A 25,188-nucleotide genomic window follows, 5' to 3' on the forward strand; every position below is an offset into this window, starting at 1 on the left:
TCAGCAGGGCGTCCAGGTTGTTCGTCACACAACGATCTTGGACGCCCTGTCTGCGTTCCCAGACACACCGTCAGCATTCGGAATGACTCGTCTAGGGCTGTGGTGTGACGTGCTGGTCTACCGGGTTGGGGTGCTGTTGCTGGTAGACGCCTGTTTGCCTGTCGGCGGTGGGCGCCGGGTCGTGTCCGGCCATCTTGCCGGGCCCGGCGGGAAGTCCGCCGGGCCCGGGGCTCGCATGCGCGTCCGGCGCATGCTCCTCCCGGACCGGCGCGACGGAGGTGCGGGAGGCGTTCGGTTGTGCTCAGGCTCCCGTGGGCGGCTGGTTGGTGACGTCGTCGGGGCGCAGGTGTTGTTCGTCCTCGGCCGGCGGTGACTTCTTGCGGGCGTTCAACACCTTGTTGACATGCACTGTGTCCAAGGCCTTCTCCCAGCGGGCGACGACGAGCGTCGCGACACCGTTGCCGGCCAGGTTGGTCAGGGCACGGCATTCCGACATGAACTTGTCGATTCCGAAGATCAGCATGATGCCAGCGGCAGGGATGGTCCCGACGGTGGAGAGTGTGGCGGCCAGGGCGATGAATCCGGCTCCGGTGATGCCGCCCGAGCCCTTGGAGGTGAGGATCATGACGGCGAGCAAGCCGAGTTGCTGGCCGATGCTGAGGGGGGTGTCGGTGGCCTGCGCAATGTAGACGGCGGCCAGGGAGAGATAGATGGAACTGCCGTCGAGGTTGAAGGAGTACCCGGTGGGGACGGTCAGGCCGACGATGTCGCGGCGGATGCCGAGTCCTTCGAGCTTGGCCATCAGGCGCGGTAGTGCGCTCTCGGAGGACGAGGTGCCCAGCACCAGGACGAACTCTTCGCGCAGGTAGCGCAGCAGCCGGAAGATGTTGATCTTCAGGGCGGCGGTGACGGCGCCCAGGATGACGACGACGAAGAACGCTGACGTGCCGTAGAAGAGTCCGATGAGCCGGCCCAGGCTGGTGAGGGTGGAGATCCCGTACTCGCCGATGGTGTAGGCCATGGCGCCGAAGGCTCCCACGGGGGCGGCGAGCATGACGTAGTGCAGGATCTTGAAGACGACGGTGCTCAGGCGTTGGACGCCGTCGACGATCGGTTCGCCGACGGGGCCGACGGCTTTCAGGGCGATGCCGAAGAGGACCGAGAAGAAGATGACCTGGAGGATGTTGCCCTCGGCGAAGGCGCCGACCGCGCTGTTGGGAACGAGGTCGGTGAGGAAGTGCCACCACTCCTGGTTCTGCCCGTCCTTGACGTACTGGCTCGCGTCGCCTTCCAGGCGGAGGTCGCCAGGGTGGGCATGGACGCCGGCGCCGGGCTGGAAAATGTTGACGGCGAGGAGGCCGACCAGCAGGGCGGCCAGGGTGCCGGCCTGGAAGTAGACCAGGGACTTCAGGCCGACGCGGCCGACCCTGCCGAGACTGTCCACGCTGCCGATACCGGCCACGATGGTCAGGAAGACGATCGGCGTGATCAGCATCTTGATGGCGGCGACGAAGGTGGTGCCGACCGGTTCCAGGGCGGTGCCGGCCGAGGGCCACAGCCAGCCGGTGAGGACACCGGTGACGATGGCGGTCAGGACCCAGAAGTACAACTGCCGGTGCCAGGGCTTCTTCGGTTCGTCCAAGAGGGGCGGGGGTGCGAGGGTTGCGGGTGCTGCCATGTCGTTTCTCCTCATTGAGGAACGGTGCGCAGCCGGGACGCGGGTCGGCTCCCTGGGAGGGAGCAGCTGTGGGGGGACGCGCGGCTCGGAGAAGGGTGGGGGCGGGCGCCCGGTGGCCGCGGCGGCGTCGTCCGTGCCGCTGTGGCCACCGGTCCGCGGTGGCGGTCAGGCCCTGCCGTCGGGCCGACGCTCTAGAGCAGTTCGAGTAGTTTGTCGGTGAACTGCGCGGTGGTGGCGGTGCCGCCGAGGTCGCGGGTGCGTGCGTCGGTCTTGGCCAGCACGGCGGCGATGGCGTCGGTGATGTCCTTGGCCGCTTCCGGGTGGCCGAGGTGGTCGAGCATCATGGCCGCCGACCAGATGGCCCCCAGGGGGTTGGCGATGCCCTGGCCGGCGATGTCGGGTGCGGAGCCGTGCACCGGCTCGAACATGGAGGGGAACTCCCGCTCCGGGTTGAGGTTGGCGGCCGGGGCGATGCCGATGGATCCGGCGACGGCGGCGGCGAGGTCGCTGAGGATGTCGCCGAAGAGGTTGGAGCCGACGACGACGTCGAAGCGGGCGGGTTCCAGGACGAACTTGGCCGCGAGGGCGTCGATGTGCTCCTGGTCCCAGGTCACGTCGGGGTGGTGCGCGCCGCGGTCGGCGACGAGCTGGTCCCAGAACGGCATGGTGTGGACGATGCCGTTCGACTTGGTGGCGGAGGTCAGGCGGCCCCCGCGCCGGGCGGCCAGGTCGAAGGCGTAGTCCAGGACGCGGGTGACACCGGCCCGGGTGAAGACGGCCTCCTGGACGGCCATCTCGTCCTCGAAGCCCCGGTTGAGGCGGCCGCCGACCTCGCTGTACTCGCCCTCGACGTTCTCGCGGACCACGACGAAGTCGACGTCGCCGGCCGCCGCGCCGCGCACCGGGCTGTCGATGCCCTCGAATACGCGGATGGGCCGGAGGTTGACGTACTGGCGGAAGCTGCGGCGGATGGGGATGAGCAGGCCCCACAGCGAGACGTGGTCGGGCACGCCGGGGTAGCCGACCGCACCGAGCAGGATGGCGTCCTTGTCGCGGAGCTGGTCGATGCCGTCCTCGGGCATCATCGCGCCGTCGCGCAGGTACCGCTCGCAGGACCAGTCGTCGTAGTTGGTGTAGCTGAGGGTGAAGCCGTGGCGGCGGCCGAGGGCGTCGAGGATCTGTTGGGCGGGGGGCAGGACCTCGGCGCCGATGCCGTCGCCGGGGATCAGGGCGATGCGGTGGTTCGTCATGGCGTCGATTGCAGCAACGTGTGCTGTACCGCGTCCAAGACGCAGATCGGATCTCGCTTATAGGCCGCGCTTATCAGCGCCTGTCGGGGCTCCGCGTGCTGCGTGAAGGAAAGCCGCCGCGGCCGGGGACAGCGGGCCCCGTCGGCTGGCCAGGCCGACGTTGAGGGCGGTGGCCGGCTCGATGTCGAGGACATGGGTGCCCGCCTGCCGGGCCAGCCGGCGCCAGGACTCCGTGACCACAGCAAGGCCGACCCCGGCGAGCACCAGGGGCAGCAGGGCTACCCGGTGTTCGATCTCCGCCGCCACCTCGTAGGCGATGCCCTGCTCACGCAGCGAGTCCACGTAGGCGCGCATTCCCGTCCCGGGCTGGCCCACGATCAGCCGTCGTCCGGCCAGTTCCTCGCGCGCCACGCTCTGTCGACCCGCGAGCGGGTCGCCGGGCGGGACGAGGAGCACGAAGCGCTGCCGTCCGAGCGCGACGGTGGCGACCTCCTTCTCCGGCAGCCGCCCCGATGTGGCCAGCAGGCCCAGCTCCACGGCGCCGGTGCGCACCGCGTCGATGACGTCGCGCGTGGTGAAGACCGCCTTCACCGCGACGACCACACCGGGGTGACGGTCGCTGAAGGCGCTGATGAGCGTGGTGAGCGGCTCCACCGCCTGGGACGGCATGGACGCCACGTCCAAGCGGCCGGCGCGCAGTTCGTGGACGGAGGCGACGCTCGCCCGCGCGGTCTCCAGGCTGCGGACGGCCTCCCTGGCCGGTTCGATCAGCGCCCGGCCCGCCTCGGTGAGCTGGGCCCGCCGGCCGATCCGGTGGAAGAGATCGGAGCCCAGGTCGCGCTCCAGCGCCCGCACTGCCTGGGACAGGGACGGCTGCGAGACGTACAGAGCGGCAGCGGCCCGGTTGAAGCCGCCCGAGTCGACGATCGCGAGGAAGTACTCCAGCTGCCGGATGTCCATCGGCGCCTCAGCCCGAGCGGGCGCTTTCGCGATCCTCCAAGGCGCTGATGGCGGTGGAGGTGAGGCTGTGGGTGATGTGGTCGCGCATGAGCTGAGCGGCTTCGGCGGCCCGGCCGTCCTCGATGAGATCGACGAGCTGGTGGTGTTCCTGGAGATCGCGGGTGCGGGGTTCGTCCCCGGGCGGGAGTTCGAGGCCCAGGCGCCGGTAGCGGTCGGACTTGTCCCACAGGTCGTCCAGGAGACGGATGAGGACGTCGTTGTGCGAGGCGCGGTAGAGCGCCTGGTGGAAGGCGCGGTGGGCCGTGAGGGCCTCCTCGCCCCACTGGCGGGTGACGGGCAGCAGCCGCGCGACGGCGGACCGCATAACGGCGATGTCCTCATCGGTGCGGCGCCAGGCGGCGAGTTCCGCGGCCGTGGGATCCAGGGACAGGCGGACCTCGAACAGCTGCCGGGCTTCGTCCGAGCTCATGGTGGACACCCGGACGTCGCGGTGGGTCTCCACGGTGACCAGGCCCTCGCTGCTCAGGCGGCGGATCGCCTCGCGCAGCGGCGTGATGCTCATGTTCAGCGACCCCGCCAAGTCGTACTGCGCGAGCCGCGTCCCGGCGGGAAGCGCCCCCGACAGGATCTGTCCGCGCAGCTCCGCGTAGGCGTAGTCGCTCTTGCTGACGAAAAGGTTCGTGTCGGCCATCGCCCCCCGAAAATCCTTCCCGGGTGCGCGCACCCCTCTTGACAGTCGCCGTGATGTCACCTCAGCCTAACACCGCGCAACTTATAAGATATGAGAAAGGTGCCGGTCGTGAAGATCACCAACGTGTACGAGGGCGTCGTCCCGATCAGCTCCTCGATCCGCAACGCCTGGATCGACTTCAGCTCCATGGACTGCTCGATCGTGGCGATCGAGAGCGACGTCATCCGCGACGGCAAGCCGGTCGTGGGCTACGGCTTCAACTCCAACGGCCGCTACAGCGCCGGCGAGATCCTGCGCCGCCGCGTCCTGCCCCGCCTGACCGCCGCCGAGCCCGGCAGCCTCCTGGACGAACAGGGCCGCTTCGACCACGCCAAGGCGTGGGACGTGATGATGAACAACGAGAAGCCCGGCGGCCACGGCGAGCGCTCGGTCGCCGTCGGCGTCGTCGACATGGCCCTGTTCGACCTCGCCTCCAAGGTCGAGGGCAAGCCGCTGTACCGGTACCTGTCCGAGCGCTACGGCGACGGGCAGCCCGACGACTCCGTCTTCGTCTACGCCGCCGGCGGCTACTACGCCCCCGGCAAGACCCTCACCGACCTCCAGGACGAGATGCGCCGCTTCCTCGACCTGGGCTACGACGTCGTCAAGATGAAGATCGGCGGCGCCGACCTGGCCGAGGACCTGCGGCGCATCGAGGCCGTCATCGACGTCCTCGGCGGTGACGGCTCCCGCCTCGCCGTCGACGTCAACGGCCGCTTCGACCTCAACACGGCACTGGAGTACGGTCGGGCCATCGAGCCCTATGGCCTGTTCTGGTACGAGGAGATCGGCGACCCGCTCGATTACCACCTCAACGCCACCGTCGCCGAGCACTACGCCGGCTCCATCGCCACCGGCGAGAACCTCTTCTCCCTCCAGGACGCCCGCAACCTGATCCGCTACGGCGGCATGCGCCCGGACCGCGACACCCTCCAGTTCGACCCCGCCCTCTCCTACGGCCTGGTGGAGTACCTGCGCATCCAGGACATGCTGCGGCAGCACGGCTGGTCCTCGCGGCGCTGCATCCCGCACGGTGGCCACCAGTTCTCCCTGCACATCGCCGCCGCCCTCAAGCTCGGCGGCAACGAGTCCTACCCGGGCGAGTTCCAGCCCACCGGCGGCTTCGCCGACGACGCCGTCGTCGAGAAGAGCCGCGTCGGCCTCACCGACATCCCCGGCATCGGCTTCGAGGGCAAGGCCGCCTTCTACAAGGTCCTGCGCGGCCTGCACAGCTGACCGGCGGCACGGTTCGCGCCGGTAGCGAACCGCCGCCCGGGGCCGGATCCGAGCACAACGTACGACCCCGGGGGACGCGAGCCGCTTCGCGTCCCCCACGCACACCCCCCACGGGACAGGGCTAGACACGATCGTCGTGCAAGGGAGCACCATCGATGACATCCACTACTGCCACCGGCCGCCCGCAGCGGTCCCGGCTGAACCGTCTGATACGTGAGCTGTGGTTCCAGGTGGTGCTGGGCGCGGTCCTCGGCATCGCCGTCGGCATCCTCGCCCCCGACATCGGCAAGGAACTCAAGCCGCTCAACGACTGGTTCATCGACCTGGTCAAGATGATCGTCGTCCCGGTCGTCTTCTGCGTGGTCACCACCGGCATCGCCTCCATGGACAACCTGCGCAAGGCGGGCCGGATCGGCGTGAAGGCGATCGGCTACTTCCTGGTGCTGTCGCTGCTGTCCATGCTGATCGGGCTGGTCGTCGCCAACATCTTCCAGCCGGGCTCCGGCCTCCACGTCGACCCCGCCTCGCTGAACGCGGCCGACGTGCCCGAGACCGCCAACGAGCACGCCACCTTCACCGGCTTCGTCTCCTCCCTGATCCCCACCTCCCTGCTGGGAGCGATCACCGGTGACGCCATCCTGGCCGCGCTCATGGTCTCCATCGTCTTCGGCGTCGCCCTGAACATGGCCGGCGAGGACGGCGCACCCCTGACCCGCGGGATCAAAGCCCTCTCGGACGTCGTGTTCCGCATCGTGAGCTGGGTGATGTGGCTGGCACCCTGGGGCACCTTCGGCGCCCTGGCCACCGTGGTCGCCGCCTACGGCGCCGACAGCCTCAAACAGCTCGGCTACCTGATCATCCTGTTCACCGCGACCTGCATCGTGTACGTCCTGATCGTGCTCGGCGCCATCATGCGAGCCTGCCGCCTGAGCCTGTTCGGCCTGATGCGCTTCCTCAAGGCCGAACTCCTCGTCGCCCTGAGCACCTGCTCCAGCGAAGCCGTCCTACCGCAGCTCGTACGCAAGCTGGAGACCCTCGGCGTCGGCCGGCCGGTCGTCGGCATCGTCATCCCCTCCGGCTTCTCCTTCAACCTGGACGGCTCCGCGGTCTACCTCACCATGGCCTCCATGTTCCTCGCCCAGGCGATGGGTATCGACCTGTCCTGGCAGCAGCAGCTGATCATGGTCGGCGTCATGATGCTCACCAGCAAGGGCACCGCGGGCATCGCGGGCGGAGCGTTCATCGTCCTCGCCAGCACCGTCACCGCCGTCGGCCACGTTCCCCTGGCCGCCCTCTCCCTCATCGTCGGCATCGACCGCCTCCTCAACGAGGGCCGCGTCTTCATCAACGTCCTCGGCAACGCCGTCGCCACCATCGTGATCGGCAAATGGGAGAAGGACCTCGACATCGACAAGGCCCGCTCGATCCTGCAGTCCCGCACCTCCCAGACACCAACACCCGCCGACACCCAGGCCGATGACAAAGCCGGCACCGACACCAAGGTCGGCGCCGAAACCTGACCTCCCCGATCCGCCCGTATCCCCAGGCGGATCCCCCCTCCCTGCCGCTCCACAGAAGAAGAGGACAGTCCGCATGAGCGCGCCCAGCGTCTCCTACTCGATCACCATCCGGCTCGACGTACCCGCAGGCGGCAGCGCCGTCTCGCAGCTGACAGCCACCATGGAGGCGCTGGGCGGCTCGGTCACCGCCCTCGATGTCATCCACTCCGACGCCGACCGCCTGGGCATCGACGTCACCCTCTCCGCCTCCTCCACCTCGCACGCGGACGAGATCGTCGAGCAGCTGCGCGGCATCGAGGGCGTCGTGCTGGGCAAGGTCTCCGACCGTACGTTCCTCATGCACCTCGGCGGCAAGATCGAGATGGCGTCCAAGCACCCCATCCGCAACCGTGACGACCTCTCGATGATCTACACCCCCGGCGTCGCCCGCGTCTGCATGGCCATCGCCGAGAACCCCGAGGACGCGCGCCGCCTCACCATCAAGCGCAACTCCGTCGCAGTTGTGACGGACGGCTCCGCGGTGCTCGGCCTCGGCAACATCGGCCCGATGGCCTCGCTGCCCGTCATGGAGGGCAAGGCGGCCCTCTTCAAGCGCTTCGCCGGCATCGACGCCTGGCCGATCTGCCTGGACACCCAGGACACCGACGAGATCTTCGCGATCGTCAAGGCCATCGCCCCCGGCTTCGCGGGCATCAACCTGGAGGACATCTCCGCGCCGCGCTGCTTCGAGATCGAGGCCCGGCTGCGCGAGGCCCTCGACATCCCCGTCTTCCACGACGACCAGCACGGCACCGCGATCGTCGTGCTCGCCGCCCTCACCAACGCGTTGCGCGTGGTGGGCAAGGGCATCGGGGACGTACGGGTCGTCATGTCCGGTGCCGGAGCGGCCGGTACGGCCATCCTGAAGCTGCTCATCGCCGCGGGCGTCAAGCACGCCGTCGTCGCCGACATCCACGGCGTGGTGCAGGCCGGACGCGAGGACCTGGTCGCCGCCGACCCGGACTCGCCGCTGCGCTGGATCGCCGACAACACCAACCCCGAGGGCGTCACCGGCACCCTCAAGCAGGCCGTCGTCGGCGCCGACGTCTTCATCGGCGTCTCCGCCCCGAACGTCCTGAACGGCGACGACGTCGCCGCGATGGCCGACGGCGCGATCGTGTTCGCGCTCGCGAACCCGGACCCCGAGGTCGACCCCGCGATCGCCCGCCAGACGGCCGCGGTCGTCGCCACCGGCCGCTCCGACTTCCCCAACCAGATCAACAACGTGCTTGTCTTCCCGGGTGTCTTCCGCGGTCTGCTGGACGCTCAGTCCCGCACCGTCAACACGGAGATGATGCTCGCCGCGGCCGGCGCGCTGGCCGATGTGGTCGCCGAGGACGAGGTCAACGCGAACTACATCATCCCCTCGGTCTTCAACGACAAGGTCGCGGGCGCCGTCGCCGACGCCGTACGCAACGCCGCCCAGGCAGCCGGCGTCACGGCACACGCGAAAACCACCCCCCGCTCAACCCCCGCACTCTGAGCCGCGACCCACCGAGAGACCCCTCATGCACCTGATGCGCATCGGAGCGGCCGGCTCCGAGCGGCCCGTCGTCCGGATCGACCCGCACACCTACATCGACGTCTCCGACCTGGTCGAGGACTACGACGAGGCATTCTTCGCCGCTGGCGGCCCTCGTCTCCTCCACGATGCCGTCGCGGAACGCCGCGCCGCCAACACCGTGCACCGCTTCGCCGGGGAACGAATCGGCGCTCCCATCGCCCGGCCCCACCAGATTCTCGGCGTGGGCGCCAACTACCGCGCCCCCGGCACCACCGAAACGCCCGTCCCAACCGACCCGCTCGTCTTCTCCAAGGCACCCAACTCCCTCTGCGGGCCCTTCGACCCCATCCTCGTCCCGCAGGGTTCGGCACACACCGACTGGGAGGTGGAACTGGGAGTCGTCATCGGCACACGCAGCCACTACCTGGCCGACGACGACGACGCCACCGCCGCCATCGCCGGATACGTCCTCGTCAACGACCTCAGCGAGCGCGTCTTCCAGAAAGGGCGCGGCGGACAGTGGCTCATGGGAAAGTCCGCGCCCACCTTCAACCCGTGCGGCCCCTGGCTGGCCACCCCCGACACGGTCAGCGATCCCGCACGGCTGCGCCTGTGGCTGGACCACAACGGCGCACGCCGTCAGGACGGCACCACCGCCGACATGCTCTGCGACATCCCCCGCATCATCCGCCACCTCAGCCAATTCATGGTCCTGGAACCGGGTGACCTCATCAACACCGGCACCCCCTTCGGCGCCGGCAAGGACCTCGACCCGCCCCGCTACCTCTCTCCCGGAGACACGCTCACCTGCGGCGGCGACGGACTGGGCAGCCAGCACCAAAAGGTCATGGCTGCGCCCTGACTGCAACGCGCCTGCCCGCCGGGGGCAACACCCGAAGTTCCCCTGGGCCCAGCGGGGAGTGCCGGGCTCAAGGGGCCCGGTGATGGCGCAGAGTGTGTGCCGAACCTCTTGCTTGGTCTGCAGCGTGAGCGGCGCCGTGTCAGTTGAATTCTTTACGGGTGCTGCTCGCACCACTGGCGGAACGTGTGCCCCGGGGTGCCGGGGAGGTTCTGCACGTCGTCAGCGAGGAAACCGGAACGGCCGACACGCCACCATCGAGCGAACCTGACCAAGCCCTACTAGGGGCACCACGACCAGAGGGGCGTCCTGCATCGTCGGTGTCTGTTCGACACGGGTGGGAACGAACGGCCAGAACCGCGCACGGTCGGCGGCATCGGTGAGGGCGAGGAACGCCCAGCCCTGGGAGAAGCCGGCCGAAGGGGCGCGCAGAGCGGAGGCGAGGATCCGCTCGACCACCTCCGGTGTCAGCGGCCTGTCGGAGTAGTGCCGGACCATGCGCCGACGACGGACCACCTCGGAGAACTCCATGCCGACAGATCCTGCCACGGGCAGCCGTGTCCGGGGCGGGACGTCTCCCGACACGCTCGGTTCACCCGTACCGGTGAAGATCTCGGTTCGGTTCTGACGGGTGGGCATGTGGCTTGAGGGCCTTGGAAGTGGCGGGAAATCGGGGTCGAGTGGGGGGCGTGGGTGGGGTGGGGTGGCGCGCAGGTGGGTGGGCTGACGGGAACCTTATGTGGTGGGTTGACTACCGTTCGCGTTCATGACGGCAGGGTCGGGGTTCCGGGGCCGCCGCTCCCCGGTGGCTCGGCGGGCGGCGCTGCTGGCGTTGCTTCTCGTCGGCCTGATGCATCTCCTGGCCTGTGCCCACGGCGCCGCTGCCGCCGACACCAGCCGCGTCGACTGTCTGTGGACGGCCACCACGTCCTGCGCCCAGCCCGACGACGGGGCGCAGGACCCCGCTCGGCAGGACACCGCGCCGGAACCGGGCGACCCCTCGGGCTGCTGGGACGCCGACGAACCCACCGCGCAGCCCCCGCGCGGCCTCGCGCTCGCCGTGGACGCCGTGCAGTCCGGGACGGCCGTCGACCACTCCCCCGTCGCCCCGCGGCCCGCGCCGCGGGCGGGACCACCACCGACGCACGGCGGGCTCATGGCGGGTGACGCGGGGCAGGTCCGGGCGCGCCTCGGGATCTGGCGGACCTGACCGGCAGCGGCCCTTCGCGGTCGCCGGTCCTCCGCCCCCCCCTGTTCCCGTCGTACGGCCGGTGCGCTCAGCGCGCCCCGGTCGCAGGAGAAGCACGCCATGACACCACCCCCCATCGAACTTTCCCTCACCGAACCTCTCACCCCGGCCGACGCCAAGCGGCCGATCCGCACGCCCGCCGGACTCGTCGGCGACACCCCCGTCCTGTGGGTCGGGGAACCGTTCACTCCGACCGGGTCCGGGTTCTGGGCCAAGCTCGAAGGGCGCAATCCCGGCGGTATCAAGGACCGCACCGCGCTGTACATGGTCCGGGCGGCGCGTGAGCGCGGTCAGTTGCTGCCGGGTGCCCCCATCGTGGAGTCGACGTCCGGCACGCTCGGCCTCGGACTCGCCCTCGCCGGAGTCACCTTCGGGCACCCGGTCACCGTCGTCACCGACCCGGGGATGGAGCCTCTGATGACGGGGCTCCTCACTGCGTACGGAGCCGACGTGCACCTGGTCGACGCGCCGCACCCGGTCGGCGGCTGGCAGCAGGCGCGCCGCGAGCGCGTCGAGGAACTGCTGGCGCGCCACCCCGACGCATGGTGCCCGGACCAGTACCACAACCCCGACAACGTGACCGCGTACCGGCCGCTCGCGCAGGAACTCGCCGCCCAGCTCGATCACATCGACACACTGGTGGTGAGCGTCGGCACGGGCGGGCACTCCGCCGGTATCGGCACGGTCCTGCGGGACGCCTTCCCGAGGCTGCGTGTCATCGGCGTCGACACACCAGGCTCGACCATCTTCGGTCAGCCCGCGGGCGCCCGTCTGATGCGCGGGCTCGGCAGCAGCATCTACCCGGGCAATGTCGCGTACGACCTGTTCGACGAGGTGCACTGGGTCGCCGCGCCGGAGGCCGTGTGGGCGGCGCGTGCGCTGGCCCGCTGCCGGTACGCGACCGGTGGCTGGAGTGTGGGGGCGGTCGCCCTGGTCGCCCGCTGGCTGGCGGGGCGGGCTCCGGCCGACTCCCGTACCGTCGCCGTGTTCCCCGACGGACCCCAGCGGTACATCGGCACCGTCTTCGACGACGGCTACTGCCGTGCGCATGGCCTGCTCGGCCATGAACCGGCCGACGAACCCGAGGAGATCGGGCACCCCGGCGAGCGGGTCGTGGAGCGCTGGACGCGGTGTGCGACGGTCCTCGATCCGAAGGCCGGCGAGCGCGGACCCGGGAAGGTCCCCACCGCCGGGGCGGGGGTGTCCGCATGACCACCCTGTGGCATCAGACCCGCTCCTTCCCGCCCGCCGTCCAGCTCCTGATGGTCAATCAGTTCGCCATCAACCTCGCCTTCTACATGCTGATGCCCTACCTGGCCGCACACCTCTCGGGTGATCTCGCCCTCGCCGCCTGGGCCGTGGGGCTGGTGCTCGGCGTACGGAACCTGTCGCAGCAGGGCATGTTCCTGGTCGGCGGGACGCTCGCCGACCGGTTCGGGTACAAGGCGCCGATCATGGCGGGGTGTCTGCTGCGGACCGTCGGCTTCGGGCTGCTCGGCTGGGTGGACAACCTGCCCGCGCTGATCGCCGCGTCGGCCGCGACCGGGTTCGCCGGGGCACTGTTCAACCCCGCGGTCCGCGCGTATCTCGCCGCCGAGGCCGGTGAGCGGCGGGTCGACGCGTTCGCGACGTTCAATGTGTTCTACCAGGCGGGCATGCTGCTCGGTCCGCTGGTCGGACTTGCCCTGCTCGCCCTCGACTTCCGGGCGGTGTGCGGCACGGCGGCGGTGATCTTCGCGGTGCTCGGGGCCGTGCAGTGGCGGAGCCTGCCTGCGCGGCGCGGCGGCTCCGGCGGCCGGGCGCCGGGCGGGGTGCTCGCGCAGTGGCGCATTGTCGTGGCCAACCGGCCGTTCCTGCTGTTCTCGCTGGCGATGATCGGCTCGTACGTGCTGACGTTCCAGGTGTATCTCGCGCTGCCGCTGGCCGCCGGCGACGCTCTCGGGTCGCGCGGCACCCTGGTCACCAGTGGGCTGTTCGTGGTGTCGGCGGCGGTCGCGGTGGTCGGGCAACTGCGGCTCACCGCCTGGGCGAAGGGGCGGTGGAGTGCGGGGCAGGCGCTGGTCCGGGGGCTCACGGCGATGGGGCTCGCGTTCGTGCCGCTCGCCGTCGTCCCCGCACATACCCCGTGGCTGTCGGTGGTGGCGCTCGTCTCCACGGTGGCGGTGCTCGCGGCGGGGAGCGCGGTGGTCTATCCGTTCGAGATGGACACGGTGGTCGGCCTTTCGGGTGACCGTCTCGTGGCCACGCACTACGGCCTCTACCACACAGTGTCCGGGCTCGGTATCACGCTGGGCAATCTCGCGACCGGTGCGCTGTGGGACTTCGCGGCGCGGCAGCACATGCTGTGGCTGACGTGGCTCGCCCTCGCGGCGACGGGTCTGGCGTGCGCGGGTGCCGTGGCCCGGCTGTCCCGGCGGGGCCGACTCGCCGCACCGGAGGGGCAGTTGGCCCCGGCCTAGACGTGACGGGTAGCGGTGCGCTGCGAGGCCATGCGTCACGGCCTCGCAGCGCGACCTACAGAAAACCTACGGAATACCTACGGAGAAGGAAGCACCTACGGCGGTCAGGCGCGGAACGTGTGCTCCCCCGATCCGACGGCGTACACCGCGCACCCCGCCTCGGTCCTCAGCAGGCGGGCGCCGGAGTGCTGGACGGACCCGGCGTCCTTCGCGGGGATCCATACCTCGGCGGTCGTGTTGACGGGCACCGTGCAGTCCAGCTCGAACGTGCCGCGCCCGGCCTTCCACTCCACCGCGATCGGGCCGTACAGCGAGGTGAACCGGGAGCGGGCACGGCGCACTTCGCCGCCGGGGCGCGGCCGGATCACGATGTGCCGGTAGCCCGGCTCACCCGGTGCGATACCGGCGATGTGCGCGTACATCCACTCGCCGACCGACCCGTACGCGTAGTGGTTGAAGGAGTTCATCCCGGCGTCCTGGAAGGTGCCGTCGGGCCTGATGGAGTCCCAGCGCTCCCACATCGTGGTGGCGCCGCGCTCGATCGGGTAGCCCCAGCTGGGGAAGGTCTTCTGATGCAGCAGCCGGTAGGCGACGTCGTCGTGCCCGGTCTCCGTGAGCACCGGCAGCAGCCGTGGTGTGCCGAGGAACCCGGTCGACAGATGCCACTGACGTGCCTCGATGAGCGAGACGAGACGGTCGGCGGCGGGGGCGCGGAGCGCTTCGGGGAGGAGGTCCATGGAGAGGGAGAGGACATACGCGGTCTGCGTGTCGCCCTTGATCCGGCCGGTGTCGGAGACGTAGGCCGCGCGGAAGGCGTCCCGGACGACACCGAACAGGGCGGTGTAGGGGGCCGGGTCCTTGCCGAGCACCTTCGCGATACGTGCGGTGAGGTCCGCGCTGTGGGCGTAGTAGGCGGTGGCGATGACATCCTTCGGTGTCTCGTCGTCGATGTTGAGCCAGTCGCCGTAGCCGCTCGCGGGCCGCAGATGTCCGGTGCTGTTGTTCTTGAGGTAGTCCAGCCACTTCAGGATCGAGTCCCAGGAGTCCTCCAGGACACGTGTGTCGCCGTATGCCTGGTAGAGGGCCCAGGGCACGGTCACACCCGCGTCGCCCCAGCCCGCCGCGCCCTTGCCGACATAGCCGACGAAGGGCGCCACGTCGGTGATCCCGCCGTCGCTCGCCTGGGCGTCGCGCAGGTCCTGGAGCCACTTGGTGAGGAAGCGCGCGGACTCCATGGTGTACGCGGCGGTCGGTGCGAAGACGTTGATGTCGCCGGTCCAGCCGAGACGTTCGTCGCGGGCGGGTGTGTCGGTGGGGATGGAGAGGAAGTTGCCGCGCTGTCCCCAGGTGATGTTGCCGTGCAGCTGGTTGAGCATCGGCACATCGGTGCTGAAGTCGAAGGTGAAGGGCGCCGATGTGTGCATGACCCGCCCGGTGACCGCACTCGCGCGCGGTGTCCCCGGATGGCCCGTGACCTCCACGTACCGGAACCCGTGGAAGGTGAACCGCGGCTCGTACACCTCCTCGCCACCGCCCTTGAGGGTGTACGTGTCGGTGGCGCGGGCCGAGCGCAGGTTGGCGGTGTAGAGGGTGCCGTCCGGGTTGAGTACCTCGGCGTGGCGCAGCCGTATCGTGGTGCCGGCCTTGCCCGAGACCCGTAGGCGCACGGTGCCGACCATGTTCTGGCCGAGGTCGAACACATGGACGCCGGGCCGGGGTTGGGTCACCTTGCGGGTGGCCAGCTCCTGGGTGACGCGGACGGGTCCGTCGATCTCGGCGACCGGCTCGGCGGTGATCGTGCCCGCCGGTTCGACGGGCTGCCAGGCCGAAGCGTCGTAGCCCGCGCGGGTCCAGCCGGGTGTCTCACGGCGGGCGTCGTAGTCCTCGCCTGCCATCATGTCGGCGCTGGTGATCGGGCCGGCGGTGGCGTGCCAGCCCGTGTCGGACACGACCACGGTCCGGGTACCGTCCTGGTGGACCACTTCGAGCTGGGCGAGCAGGGCGGGGCGGTCGCCGTAGTGGTGCGGGCCGAAGGAGGCGATGTTGCCCGCGTACCAGCCGACGCCGAGATGGGCGCCGATGGCGTTGTCGCCGCCGCGCACCAGCTTGGTCACGTCGTAGGTCTGGTACTGGACGCGCCGGCGGTAGTCGGTCCAGCCGGGGGCCAGCTGGTCGCGGCCCACGCGCTGTCCGTTGAGGTGCGCCTCGTAGTGGCCGAGCGCGGTGACGTACAGGCGGGCCTGGGCGACCTTCTTGCCGGGCAGGCGGAAGGCGTGGCGCAGTTGGGTGGCGGGGAAGTACGACGGGGTGACCTTGCCCCAGGGGCCGGTGCCCCAGACGGGGCCCTTGCGGGCGGCCCGCCAGGCGCTGTCGTCGAAGCCCGTGCCCTGCCAACTCCCGGACGGTTCCTGGTCGGTGGTCTTCCACGTGTCGTCGGTGACGACGGTGGTGGTTCCGTCGGCGGTGGTGATCTCCAGGACCGCGAGGAGTCCGGCCGGGCTCTCCTTGCCATTGGTCGCCGTCGCCGCGAGGACGTTGGTGCCGGAGGTGAGCGCGGTGGTGACGTCGATGACGGCGGGCCTGCGCCAGTTCTCGGCGTCGCTGTCGGCGTCGGTGTGTCCGACCTGAGTGCCGTTGACGTACAGGGTGTACGCGTCGTCGGCGGTGACGGCGACGCGGGCGCGGGTGACACGGGCCGGGGCCTCCAGGGTGCGCCGGAACCACCGGGTGCCCGCGGGAAGGTTGCTCGCCGGGTCGCCCTCGGGGAACCAGATCCAGGAAGAGCCCTCCAGCGAGGGGGCGTTGGTGAGTGCGGCGGGCGCGCAGACCCACTTCGCGGACCATTCGGCGGGCCGCATGAGGCCCGTCTCCCACCACTCCGGCTCGCTCCACTCGGAGGCGGTGCCGTGGGTGTCCCAGACCCGGACGCTCCAGTGGTAGCGGGTGCGGGGCGCCAACTCGGGCCCGGCGTACGGGACGAGGACGGACTGCGCCGACGCGACCTTGCCGCTGTCCCAGACATCCGGCCGGTCCAGCCGTCCGGGACTGGTGGCGACCCGGATCTGGTACGCGCTCTGAGCGGCGTCGCCGTCCTTCTTGCCGTCGCTCTTCAGCGGCCAGCTCAGCCGGGGCCGGGGGACGTCCAGGCCCAGCGGCGAGCGCACGTACTCGGCGGTCGGCGTGACCACCCGCAGGGGCTTCGGCCTCACCCCCGCCCCCGCCCCCACTCCCCCGGCGGCGCCCGTCCGCCCCTCGGTCGCGGCGGCGGCCTCCGGAAGCGGCCCGGCCATGAGTCCGGCTCCCAACGCGACGGCCGTACCGGTCATGCGTCTTCTGCTGATCACGGGCCAACTCCTCAGCGATTCGGCGGCTCGGCTATGAATCGATTCACGAGGGGGAACGTAGGGGTGCTCGATACGTGCGTCAAGACATACGGCAGCCTCGACAGCGGTCTCGCGTGATGGGGATATTCGGCGTGAGGGTACGGGCGTTGAGCCCGATGACAGCCCCCGCCCCCGATTGAACCTTTTCAATACAGGGGGTCGGCGCGGCTCTGCCTACTCGGCGGTGATCACCGGGACGCCGCTCGTCCGGATCCGCGCGAGTTCCGCTTCGGGCGCGCTCGCGTCCGTGATCAGGTGATGGACCCGAGACAGCGGGCAGATCTTGGCGAAGGTGCTGCGGCCGATCTTCGAGTGGTCCGCGACGACGACGGTCCGGCTGCTGGCGTCGGCGAAGGCGCGGTCCGTGGCCGCTTCGAGCTGGTCGTGCGTCGTACAGCCGTGGTCCGCGCTGATGCCGTCGACGCCGAGGAAGGTGATGTCGATGTGGTGGTCGGCGAGGGTCTTCTCGGCGATGGGGCCGACGAGTTCGTAGCTGGTCGCGCGGGCGTGGCCACCGATGACGACCAGCGTGACGTCCTTGTGCAGCACCAGCTCCGCCGCGATGTTCACGGCGTTCGTCACGATGGTGACGGCTCCCCGGTCGGCGAGCAGCCGGGCCACCTCGGTCACCGTGCTGCCCCCGGTCATACCGACGACCGCACCCTCGGGCACCAGCGCGGCGGCGGCCTTGGCGATGGCGCGTTTCTCCGGGCGGCAGCGCTCGGTGCGGTGTTGCAGCGGCGCTTCCAGGCCGATGCTGCCCACCGCCGCGCCACCGTGTGTGCGGCGCAGCAGATGGCGTCGGCTCAGGTCCTGCAGATCGCGCCGGATGGTGGCTCCGGAGACGTCGAGCAGGCGCGCCAGTTCGTTGACGTCGACGCTGTTCTTCTCGGAGACCTGCTCAAGTATCCGCGCGTGACGCTCGGTTCTCAGCATGGAACGGAGCATAGCCCGCAGGTCACACCGTGCCGAGATGAGCGTATGGACACGGAGTGCGCAGGATCGGACGGTTGACACGCGGAATCGTGCGCGCTTTACTCCCGGCAGCGCCGGAGTCGAGCTGCCGGTGCCAGAGGTACGCCCAGCCGGTACGCGGCGGAAACGAAATGCCGCAAGCCCGGACAAAGTCGCCAGGATCGCTGTCAGCGTCCGAGGCGGGGACGTACCCTCCAACCTTCTGGAGCTCGCTGATGAGCCTCAACCGTGCCCGATCTCGTCGATCTCATCGATGGTCCGCCTCCCTCGCATCCGCAGCCGCGGCCACCACGGCCCTGCTGTTCGCGTCGGCACTCGCGGGAGCGACACCCGCCTCCTCCACCCCCACCCTCACCCCCACCACATCCGCCGCGGCCTCCGTGTCCCTCCCCCCGGTGCACGCCGGGTTCGACTACCAGATCGGCGGGGCCTACACCCCGCCCGCCGGAGTGAGTGTGGTCAGCCGCGACCACGAGGCGTCACCGGCGGCAGGTCTGTACAACATCTGTTACGTCAACGCCTTCCAGGCGCAGCCCGGCGCCGAGTCCTCCTGGGACGCCGACCTGCTGCTCCGGGACGCGAGCGGCAAGATCGTCTACGACGGCGACTGGGGCGAGGCCCTGCTCGACCTGCGTACCGCGGACAAGCGGCAGCGCGTCGCCGCCAAGGTGGGCGGCTGGATCGACTCCTGCGCGGCCAAGGGCTTCCAGGCAGTGGAGCCCGACAACTACGACAGCTACGACCGCTCCAAGGGGCTCCTCACCAAGGCCCAGGCCAAGTCGTACATCACGCTGCTCTCGGCGCGCGCCCACAGCAAGGGTCTGGCGATCGCCCAGAAGAATGCGGCTGAACTGACCGGTGCGCACGCGCAGACCGGGCTCGACTTCGCCGTCGCCGAGGAGTGCGGCACCTGGGACGAGTGCGACATGTACACGGCCGCGTACGGGGATCACGTCGTGGTGATCGAGTACACCAACAAGGGTCTGACCGCGGCCTGCTCCGGGTGGGGCTCCCGCCTGAGCATCGTGCAGCGGGATCTCGATGTGTCGCCGGCCGGCAGCTCCGGGTACGTGCGGCGGACCTGCTGACCGTCGCGGAATCCGTCCGGTGTGCCGGGTCGGAACGGGTCGGTACGGGGTCGGTACGGGGTCGGAACGGCTCCGACCGCCCGGCCCGGCTCGGCTCGGCTCGGCACACCGGGGGCACGCCCGCCCCCCTCTCTCTCTCAAGTCGCGCCCCTCGGGCCCTTCGTGTCCCGCCCTGTCTCGTCGTGTGTTCCCTCTGGAGGTTCCGATGGCTGTGGGTCGTCGTCGCATGTCCGGTGTTTCCTCGCGCCGTGCCGTACTGCGCCGGGGCGCGGGGCTGTTGTCCGGCGCGGCGGCGGCCTCGCTGCTGGCGGGGTGCGGCGGGGGCGCGAGTGACGGGGTCGGCGCCGACGGCCGGGTCACGGTCGAGCTGTGGCACGGCCAGACCGACACCGGGCGGGCCGCGATCCAGCGCCTGGTGACGGAGTTCAACCGCACCCATCCCGGTATCCGGGTCGATCCCGGCGGCGGTGTCCTCGCGGACGCGATGCTCCAGAAGGTGACCGCGGCGCTGGCCTCGGGCTCGTACCCGGACATCGCGTATGTCTTCGGTTCGGACCTCGCGAGTGTCGCCCGCAGCCCTCAGGTGGTCGACCTCACCGACTCCGTGCGCTCAGGTCCCACGCCGTGGAACGACTACTGGGCGCCGGCGCGGCAGGCCGTCACGATCAACGGGCGGGTGCGCGCCGCGCCCGCGCTGCTCGACTCGCTCGCCGTGGTCTGCGACAAGAAGCTGTTCCGCGCCGCCGGGGTGCCACTGCCGGAAGCGGGCTGGACCTGGCAGGACTTCACCGCGACGGCGAAACGGCTCACCGGCAGCGGCCGGGGTGTCTTCGGCACCGGGTGGCCGGGGGTCGGCGACGAGGACACCGTGTGGCGGCTGTGGCCGATGATCTGGGATCTCGGCGGCGAGGTCATCGCGGACGACGGCCGCGCCATCGGCTTCGAGGACACCGGCGTGCGTGCCTTGGAGACCGTCGCGCAGCTCGTGCGGGACAGGAGTGTGTACGTCGATCCGAAGCCCGGCAGCGAGCAGATGTACCAGGTCTTCCTGTCGGGCCGGATGGGCATGGTCGTCACCGGGCCGTGGCAGTTGCCCGACATCGCGCAGGCGAAGATCGACTACCACGTGGTGCCGCTGCCCAGCTACAGCGGCCGGCCGCTGACGATCTCCGGTCCCGACACGTGGACCGTGTTCGACAACGGCGAGGCCCGGGTCCGTGCCGCGCGCACGTTCCTGACCTGGCTGCGGCAGCCCGCGCAGGACGTCCGCTGGGACATCGAGGCGGGCAGTCTGCCGCTGAGCAGGCCGACGCAGCGGCTGCCCGAGTGGCGGGAGCAGAGCGCGCGTACGGAGGGTCTTTCGGTGTTCACCAAGGCCCTGGAGTCGGCGCGGGTACGGCCTGCGCATCCGGCCTATCCCCAGATCTCGCAGGCGCTCGGACAGGCCGTCACCGCGGTGCTGCTGGGCCGGAAGTCACCGGCCGACGCGCTGCGCGACTGCGCCGACGAGGCCAACGCCGCTCTGCTCATACCGCGTTGAGGAGCCGTCCCATGCCCCGTCTGCCCACCCCGCTCACCCTCCCCGACTCCGGTCCCCGACCACGCACCCGGCGCTCCCGCCGGCGCCGGGAATCCGCGACCGCCTGGGCGTTCCTCTCGCCCTCGGTCGTGATCATCCTCGGCCTGGGTGTGCTGCCCGTCGTCTGGTCGCTGCTCCTGTCGTTCCGCGCCGACGACCTGGTCACGCCCGGCCGCTGGGTCGGTGTCGACAACTACAGCGCGCTGGCGCAGGACCCGCATTTCAGCCAGGCGGTCCGCAACACCCTGCTGTACACGGCGTTGTACGTGCCGCTCAGCCTCGTTCTGGGTCTGGCCCTGGCGCTCGCGCTGAACCGGCGTATCCGGCTGGTCGGCCTGTACCGGACGCTGTTCTTCGTGCCGTTCGTGATCTCGGCGACCGCGCAGGGCGTGCTGTTCTCGTTCATCCTCGACCCGGAGTTCGGGGCCGCCAACTCGGTGCTGCACGCGCTCGGCCTCTCCCCGCAGGGCTTCCTCACCGATCCCGGGCAGGCGCTGTTCGTGCTGGTGGCGATCTCGCTGTGGAGCGGCACCGGGTTCTGTGTGGTGGTGTATCTCGCGGCGCTCCAGGACGTACCAGCGTCGCTGATCGAGGCGGCGCGGCTCGACGGCGCGGGGCGGTGGCATCTGCTGCGGCACGTCACGCTGCCGACGATCACGCCGGTCAGTGTGTTCCTGCTGCTGTGGCAGACCATCAACTCCCTCCAGGTCTTCGACCTCGTGTACGTCACCACCAAGGGCGGGCCGCTCGGCTCGACCACCGTGATCGTCTACTTCATCTGGGAGCAGGCGTTCAAGAACTTCACCGCGGGGTACGGCGCGGCGGCGGCGTACGCGCTCGCGGTGGCCCTCCTCGTGATCGCCGCGGTGGTACGGGGTGCGCGGCGCCTCGAACACCGCCGTCCGGAAGGAGCGGCACGATGACCGCGACATCCCCCCGGCCACGGTTGCCGTTCAGCGGGTGGCATCTGCTGCTGGCGCCGCTCGCGCTGCTGTTCGCGGTGCCGCTGCTGTGGCTCCTGGTGAGTTCGGTGATGAGCAACGCCGAGATCAACCGGTTCCCGCCCGCGCTGTGGCCCTCGCATCTCGACTTCGGTGGCTACCGGTATGTCCTGGGCAACGCGATGTTCCCGCGCTGGTTCGCCAACTCACTGATCGTGTCCCTGGTCGCCGTGGTGTCCAATCTGGTGTTCGGGGCGCTCGGTGGGTACGCGTTCGCGCGGATGCGGTTCGGCGGGTCCCGGGTGGTGCTCGGGCTGATGCTGGCGACGATGGCGATCCCGTTCCAGTTGACGATGATCCCGACGTTCCTGGTGATGAAGCGGCTCGGTCTCATCGACACGCTCGGTGCGCTGATCGTGCCGTCGCTGGTCACCCCCTTCGCGGTGTTCCTGCTGCGGCAGTTCTTCCTCTCGCTGCCACGGGAGTTGGAGGAGGCCGCCTGGATCGACGGGTGTTCGCGGCTGCGGGTGCTGTTCCTGGTCGTCCTGCCGCTGTCCCGGCCCGCGCTCGCCACCGTGGCCGTGCTGACATTCCTCACCACCTGGAACGATCTGACCTGGCCGCTCATCGCCATCAACCACGACACGCAGTACACACTCCAACTCGGGCTGACGACCTTTCAGGGGCAGCATCACACCAAGTGGTCGGCGGTGATGGCGGGCAATGTGCTCACCGTGCTTCCGGTGCTGCTCGCCTTCCTCGGCGCCCAGAAGTCGTTCATCCAGTCGATCACGTCCAGCGGACTCAAGGGCTGAAGGGCTGAAGGGCTGAAGGGCCGCCGCCCTCTCTCACCACGATCACAGGAAGCATGTCTGATGCCGTACTCCTCCTTCGACTCCTTCGACTCCTTCGACTTCGACCTGCTGGTCGTCGGCGACGCCAACCCCGATGTCGTCGTCGGCCCGCTGGACGCCCCGCTCGCCTTCGGGCAGCGCGAGCAGTTGGTCGCCACCGGGCTGCTCACGCTGGGCGGTTCGGCCGCGATCATGGCGTGCGGTGCCGCACGTCTCGGGCTGCGGGTGGCGTTCGCGGGGCGGGTCGGGGATGACGACGCGGGCCGTTTCGTCCGGGACGCCCTGTCCGCGCGCGGGGTGGACACGGGCGCCCTGCGCCTCGATCCGACGCTGCCGAGCCCGCTCACCGCGGTGGTCACGCGCGGTGCGGACCGGGCGATCCTCACCGCGCCCGGCACGCTCGCCGACACCGGGCCCGACGACGTGCCCGAGGTACTGCTGACCGGCAGCCGTCATGTGCACGCGGCCTCGTACTTCCTGATGCCGAAGCTGGCCGACGCACTGCCCGCGCTGTTCCGTACGGCCCGTGTCCATGGCGCGACCACATCGCTGGACACGAACGACGACCCGGCCGGGCGATGGCGCTCCGCCGGGCTCACCGATCTCCTCGCCGTCACCGACATCCTGCTGCCGAACGCCCGGGAAGCGCTGGCCCTGTCGGGTGTGGTCGACGCCGGGCACCGGGAGGGCGGCTCGGACGCCGATGTCGTGGCGGCGGCACGGGAGTTGGCCGCCGCCGGCCCTCTCGTCGTGGTCAAGACCGGCGCCGACGGTGCGCTCAGCCATGACGGGCGCACCCTGCGGCGGGCCGCGCCCGTTCCCGTGGAGCCACGGGACACCGTCGGCGCCGGCGACAGCTTCGACGCCGGTTTCGTCGCCGCGACCCTGTCCGGTCTCGGCGCGAGCGACGCCCTCGCCTTCGCCGCCGCGTGCGGCGCGCTGTCCACCAGGGCCCACGGCGGCACAGGCGCCCAGCCCACCTGGGACGAGGCCATGGCCGCCACCACCCGCAACGGAAAGAACCAGTGATGACCACCAAGATCGCGTTCATCGGCGCCGGAAGCGTCGTGTTCACCCAGGGCCTGCTCGCGGACCTCTTCGCCTTCGACGCACTCCGTGATGTGCACATCGCACTGCACGACATCGACGCGGACCGGCTCGCCACCGCCGAGGGCGCGGCGCGGCACATAGCGGACCATCTCGGGGCGGGTCCCCGGATCACCGCGCACGCCGAGCGGCGCGCGGCACTCGACGGCGCCGACTTCGTCGTCAACATCATCCAGGTGGGGATGCGGGACGCCACCCGGACCGACTTCGACGTGCCCGCGCGCTACGGCGTGCGGCAGACGATCGGCGACACCCTCGGCATCGGTGGCATCTTCCGCGCGCTGCGCACCTTCCCGGTGCTCAAGGCGCTCGGCGAGGACATCGGGGCGGTGTGCCCCGACGCGTGGCTGCTCAACTACACCAACCCGATGGCGATGAACGTCCAGTACCTCACGCAGGCGACCGGCCTGACCCGTGTGGTGGGTCTGTGCCACTCGGTGTACTGGACGATGCGTGACCTGTCCGCGCTGCTCAGCGTCCCGTACGAGGAGATCACCTACCGGGCCGCGGGGGTCAACCACCAGGCGTGGGTGCTGCGTTTCGAGCACGAGGGCCAGGACCTCTACCCACGCCTGGACGCCCTCATCGCCGAGGACCCGCAGCTACGGCGACGCGTCCGCGTCGACATGTACCGGCGACTCGGTTACTACCCCACCGAAACGAGCGAGCACTCCGCCGAATACGTCCCCTGGTATCTGCACCACACGGAGGAGATCGAGCGGCTGCGGCTGCCCGTCGGGGCGTACCTCGGCATCGTCGACGAGAACGTCGCCGCGTACGAGAAGACGCGCGCGGCCCTCGTCGACGGGGCGCCGCTGCCGGTCGAGGGGACCATGGAGTACGCGCCGCAGATCATCCACAGCATCACCACCGGCACACCCCGCACGGTCTACGGAAACGTCCCGAACCACGGTCTGATCACGAACCTCCCGGCGAGCGGCACCGTCGAAGTGCCGTGCCTGGTGGACGCGTCGGGGGTGCAGCCCACGCGCGCGGGTGAACTCCCCGCCCAGTTGGCGGCGCTCAACCGCACGTATCTGAGCATGAACGACCTGGTGGTCAGGGCCGCCCTGGAGGACGAGCCCCGGCACATCCGCCACGCCGCGATGACCGATCCCGCCACCGCCGCCGCCCTCCCGGTGGAACAGATCTGGAGCCTGTGCGACGACATGGTCCACGCGCACGGGGCCGCACTTCAGCCTTCGCTACGGGCGGTACTGGACACCTGACGTCGGGATCCGCCACTCTCCGGGCGCCGGGCGACGAAGACGAACTCCCGGCCGGGACGGTCGGGAGCGCCGCGCACGTCCTCGCCGGGTCTCGAAGACGAGGTGTCCGCCGGGGCGCAGGGCTTGGTAGGCGGCGCGCAGAGTGGTCTGCCATAGCTGCGGGTCGGCGATGGCCTGGGCGACGTTCGCCGTCATGGTGGCGAGGTCCACCCGCAGCGGTGGCAGGGCTGTCGCGTTCCCGTGGATCCAGCGCACCCGCTCGGCGCCCGGCTTGGCGCGGGCCACGTCGAGGGAGGCCCCGGCGGGATCGACACCGACGACTTCGATGCCGCGCCCGGCCAGCAGCAGCGCGAACACCCCTGTCCCGCACCCGATGTCCAGCACCCGCAGCGCCCCGAACTCCTTCGCCATCCCGAGATACGCGTCGAGATCGCCTCGGTCGGGGTCGAGCGGGTCGTAGACGGCGGCGAGCCGCGGGTCCTGGAAGCATTCGTCCGGCATGCGGTCAAAGGTAGGCGGCGCGGGACTGGATGGGCCGGCCGAGGAAG

General features: G+C 70.3%; 20 protein-coding genes and 1 pseudogene. 13 read left to right on the top strand and 8 right to left on the bottom strand.

Annotation, left to right across the window (positions count from 1 at the left end; genetic code table 11):
- Positions 1–301: 301 nt before the first annotated feature.
- The 4 genes from dctA to ACIQNU_RS18440 all read right to left on the bottom strand — a co-directional run bounded on the left by dctA (position 302) and on the right by ACIQNU_RS18440 (position 4,579).
- Complete coding sequence (gene dctA, locus ACIQNU_RS18425; protein WP_401367138.1) at positions 302–1,678, bottom strand: C4-dicarboxylate transporter DctA; 1,377 nt, start codon at positions 1,676–1,678, stop codon at positions 302–304.
- 191 nt (positions 1,679–1,869) lie between these two features.
- Positions 1,870–2,928 (bottom strand): tartrate dehydrogenase, encoded by a 1,059-nt coding sequence (locus ACIQNU_RS18430; RefSeq protein ID WP_401367141.1) that lies wholly within the window; start codon positions 2,926–2,928, stop codon positions 1,870–1,872.
- A gap of 57 nt (positions 2,929–2,985) precedes the next feature.
- The gene (locus ACIQNU_RS18435; RefSeq protein ID WP_401367143.1) at positions 2,986–3,888 is read right to left on the bottom strand and encodes a LysR family transcriptional regulator; all 903 of its coding nucleotides are present in this window, start codon (positions 3,886–3,888) and stop codon (positions 2,986–2,988) included.
- 7 nt (positions 3,889–3,895) lie between these two features.
- Positions 3,896–4,579 (bottom strand): GntR family transcriptional regulator, encoded by a 684-nt coding sequence (locus ACIQNU_RS18440; protein WP_401367146.1) that lies wholly within the window; start codon positions 4,577–4,579, stop codon positions 3,896–3,898.
- Positions 4,580–4,687: 108 nt separating this feature from the next.
- Between ACIQNU_RS18440 and ACIQNU_RS18445 the strand changes: the two genes are divergently transcribed.
- The 4 genes from ACIQNU_RS18445 (at position 4,688) to ACIQNU_RS18460 (ending at position 9,779) form a co-directional block, all read left to right on the top strand.
- Entirely contained in the window at positions 4,688–5,854 is a 1,167-nt protein-coding gene (locus ACIQNU_RS18445; RefSeq protein WP_401367148.1) for a mandelate racemase/muconate lactonizing enzyme family protein, read from the top strand.
- 155 nt (positions 5,855–6,009) lie between these two features.
- Positions 6,010–7,374 carry a cation:dicarboxylate symporter family transporter gene (locus ACIQNU_RS18450; protein ID WP_401367151.1) on the top strand — a complete coding sequence of 455 codons (1,365 nt, stop codon included), beginning with the start codon at positions 6,010–6,012 and terminating at the stop codon, positions 7,372–7,374.
- A 73-nt stretch (positions 7,375–7,447) separates the two neighbouring features.
- Entirely contained in the window at positions 7,448–8,896 is a 1,449-nt protein-coding gene (locus ACIQNU_RS18455) for an NAD-dependent malic enzyme (RefSeq protein ID WP_401367153.1), read from the top strand.
- Between the two features lie 34 nt (positions 8,897–8,930).
- Positions 8,931–9,779 carry a fumarylacetoacetate hydrolase family protein gene (locus ACIQNU_RS18460; protein ID WP_401367156.1) on the top strand — a complete coding sequence of 283 codons (849 nt, stop codon included), beginning with the start codon at positions 8,931–8,933 and terminating at the stop codon, positions 9,777–9,779.
- A gap of 219 nt (positions 9,780–9,998) precedes the next feature.
- Here ACIQNU_RS18460 and ACIQNU_RS18465 read toward each other — a convergent pair whose 3' ends face one another.
- Entirely contained in the window at positions 9,999–10,307 is a 309-nt protein-coding gene (locus ACIQNU_RS18465) for a nitroreductase family protein (RefSeq protein WP_401367159.1), read from the bottom strand.
- A gap of 235 nt (positions 10,308–10,542) precedes the next feature.
- Between ACIQNU_RS18465 and ACIQNU_RS18470 the strand changes: the two genes are divergently transcribed.
- The 3 genes from ACIQNU_RS18470 to ACIQNU_RS18480 all read left to right on the top strand — a co-directional run bounded on the left by ACIQNU_RS18470 (position 10,543) and on the right by ACIQNU_RS18480 (position 13,484).
- Positions 10,543–10,986, top strand: a complete 444-nt coding sequence (locus tag ACIQNU_RS18470) for a hypothetical protein (protein ID WP_401367161.1) — start codon at positions 10,543–10,545, stop codon at positions 10,984–10,986.
- Between the two features lie 99 nt (positions 10,987–11,085).
- On the top strand, positions 11,086–12,237 hold the full coding sequence (locus ACIQNU_RS18475) for a PLP-dependent cysteine synthase family protein (protein ID WP_401367162.1): 1,152 nt from the start codon (positions 11,086–11,088) through the stop codon (positions 12,235–12,237).
- On the top strand, positions 12,234–13,484 hold the full coding sequence (locus tag ACIQNU_RS18480; protein WP_401367165.1) for an MFS transporter: 1,251 nt from the start codon (positions 12,234–12,236) through the stop codon (positions 13,482–13,484). The genes ACIQNU_RS18475 and ACIQNU_RS18480 overlap by 4 nt, the downstream gene beginning before the upstream one ends.
- 104 nt (positions 13,485–13,588) lie before the next feature.
- Here the strand turns inward: ACIQNU_RS18480 and ACIQNU_RS18485 are convergent, their stop codons facing one another.
- Together ACIQNU_RS18485 and ACIQNU_RS18490 are read right to left on the bottom strand one after the other, a co-directional pair.
- Entirely contained in the window at positions 13,589–16,828 is a 3,240-nt protein-coding gene (locus tag ACIQNU_RS18485) for an alpha-L-rhamnosidase (RefSeq protein ID WP_401367167.1), read from the bottom strand.
- A 213-nt stretch (positions 16,829–17,041) separates the two neighbouring features.
- A complete protein-coding gene (locus ACIQNU_RS18490) occupies positions 17,042–17,803 on the bottom strand; it encodes a DeoR/GlpR family DNA-binding transcription regulator (RefSeq protein ID WP_401367170.1) in 762 nt (253 codons plus the stop codon).
- 254 nt (positions 17,804–18,057) lie between these two features.
- On the opposite strand from ACIQNU_RS18490, the gene ACIQNU_RS18495 reads away from it, so the two are divergent.
- From ACIQNU_RS18495 to ACIQNU_RS18520, 6 genes are all read left to right on the top strand, one after another.
- Complete coding sequence (locus ACIQNU_RS18495) at positions 18,058–18,930, top strand: endo alpha-1,4 polygalactosaminidase (protein ID WP_401367173.1); 873 nt, start codon at positions 18,058–18,060, stop codon at positions 18,928–18,930.
- Positions 18,931–19,156: 226 nt separating this feature from the next.
- A complete protein-coding gene (locus tag ACIQNU_RS18500; RefSeq protein ID WP_401367175.1) occupies positions 19,157–20,470 on the top strand; it encodes an ABC transporter substrate-binding protein in 1,314 nt (437 codons plus the stop codon).
- A gap of 11 nt (positions 20,471–20,481) precedes the next feature.
- Positions 20,482–21,432: a carbohydrate ABC transporter permease gene (locus ACIQNU_RS18505; RefSeq protein WP_401367178.1), complete on the top strand. Its 951-nt coding sequence runs from the start codon at positions 20,482–20,484 to the stop codon at positions 21,430–21,432.
- On the top strand, positions 21,429–22,265 hold the full coding sequence (locus ACIQNU_RS18510; protein ID WP_401367181.1) for a carbohydrate ABC transporter permease: 837 nt from the start codon (positions 21,429–21,431) through the stop codon (positions 22,263–22,265). The genes ACIQNU_RS18505 and ACIQNU_RS18510 overlap by 4 nt, the downstream gene beginning before the upstream one ends.
- A gap of 60 nt (positions 22,266–22,325) precedes the next feature.
- Positions 22,326–23,333, top strand: a complete 1,008-nt coding sequence (locus ACIQNU_RS18515; protein WP_401367184.1) for a carbohydrate kinase family protein — start codon at positions 22,326–22,328, stop codon at positions 23,331–23,333.
- Entirely contained in the window at positions 23,333–24,640 is a 1,308-nt protein-coding gene (locus tag ACIQNU_RS18520; RefSeq protein ID WP_401367186.1) for an alpha-glucosidase/alpha-galactosidase, read from the top strand. The genes ACIQNU_RS18515 and ACIQNU_RS18520 overlap by 1 nt, the downstream gene beginning before the upstream one ends.
- 84 nt (positions 24,641–24,724) lie before the next feature.
- On the opposite strand, the pseudogene ACIQNU_RS18525 reads toward ACIQNU_RS18520, so the two are convergent.
- A pseudogene (locus tag ACIQNU_RS18525) lies at positions 24,725–25,141 on the bottom strand (class I SAM-dependent methyltransferase); the annotation flags it as partial.
- Positions 25,142–25,188: the final 47 nt, after the last annotated feature.

Origin of the sequence: Streptomyces sp. NPDC091292, from assembly GCF_044757265.1 — a bacterium.
Lineage (GTDB): Bacteria > Actinomycetota > Actinomycetes > Streptomycetales > Streptomycetaceae > Streptomyces.

Bases quoted from the DNA above. Each gene is read 5' to 3' on its own strand.
- ACIQNU_RS18450 (WP_401367151.1), top strand. From the start codon at position 6,010: ATGACATCCACTACTGCCACCGGCCGCCCGCAGCGGTCCCGGCTGAAC.
- ACIQNU_RS18430 (WP_401367141.1), bottom strand. From the start codon at position 2,928: ATGACGAACCACCGCATCGCCCTGATCCCCGGCGACGGCATCGGCGCC.
- ACIQNU_RS18510 (WP_401367181.1), top strand. From the start codon at position 21,429: ATGACCGCGACATCCCCCCGGCCACGGTTGCCGTTCAGCGGGTGGCAT.
- ACIQNU_RS18470 (WP_401367161.1), top strand. From the start codon at position 10,543: ATGACGGCAGGGTCGGGGTTCCGGGGCCGCCGCTCCCCGGTGGCTCGG.
- ACIQNU_RS18505 (WP_401367178.1), top strand. From the start codon at position 20,482: ATGCCCCGTCTGCCCACCCCGCTCACCCTCCCCGACTCCGGTCCCCGA.
- ACIQNU_RS18515 (WP_401367184.1), top strand. From the start codon at position 22,326: ATGCCGTACTCCTCCTTCGACTCCTTCGACTCCTTCGACTTCGACCTG.
- ACIQNU_RS18490 (WP_401367170.1), bottom strand. From the start codon at position 17,803: ATGCTGAGAACCGAGCGTCACGCGCGGATACTTGAGCAGGTCTCCGAG.
- ACIQNU_RS18475 (WP_401367162.1), top strand. From the start codon at position 11,086: ATGACACCACCCCCCATCGAACTTTCCCTCACCGAACCTCTCACCCCG.
- ACIQNU_RS18480 (WP_401367165.1), top strand. From the start codon at position 12,234: ATGACCACCCTGTGGCATCAGACCCGCTCCTTCCCGCCCGCCGTCCAG.
- ACIQNU_RS18500 (WP_401367175.1), top strand. From the start codon at position 19,157: ATGTCCGGTGTTTCCTCGCGCCGTGCCGTACTGCGCCGGGGCGCGGGG.
- ACIQNU_RS18435 (WP_401367143.1), bottom strand. From the start codon at position 3,888: ATGGACATCCGGCAGCTGGAGTACTTCCTCGCGATCGTCGACTCGGGC.
- ACIQNU_RS18495 (WP_401367173.1), top strand. From the start codon at position 18,058: ATGAGCCTCAACCGTGCCCGATCTCGTCGATCTCATCGATGGTCCGCC.
- ACIQNU_RS18455 (WP_401367153.1), top strand. From the start codon at position 7,448: ATGAGCGCGCCCAGCGTCTCCTACTCGATCACCATCCGGCTCGACGTA.
- ACIQNU_RS18520 (WP_401367186.1), top strand. From the start codon at position 23,333: ATGACCACCAAGATCGCGTTCATCGGCGCCGGAAGCGTCGTGTTCACC.
- ACIQNU_RS18460 (WP_401367156.1), top strand. From the start codon at position 8,931: ATGCGCATCGGAGCGGCCGGCTCCGAGCGGCCCGTCGTCCGGATCGAC.
- dctA (WP_401367138.1), bottom strand. From the start codon at position 1,678: ATGGCAGCACCCGCAACCCTCGCACCCCCGCCCCTCTTGGACGAACCG.
- ACIQNU_RS18465 (WP_401367159.1), bottom strand. From the start codon at position 10,307: ATGGAGTTCTCCGAGGTGGTCCGTCGTCGGCGCATGGTCCGGCACTAC.
- ACIQNU_RS18440 (WP_401367146.1), bottom strand. From the start codon at position 4,579: ATGGCCGACACGAACCTTTTCGTCAGCAAGAGCGACTACGCCTACGCG.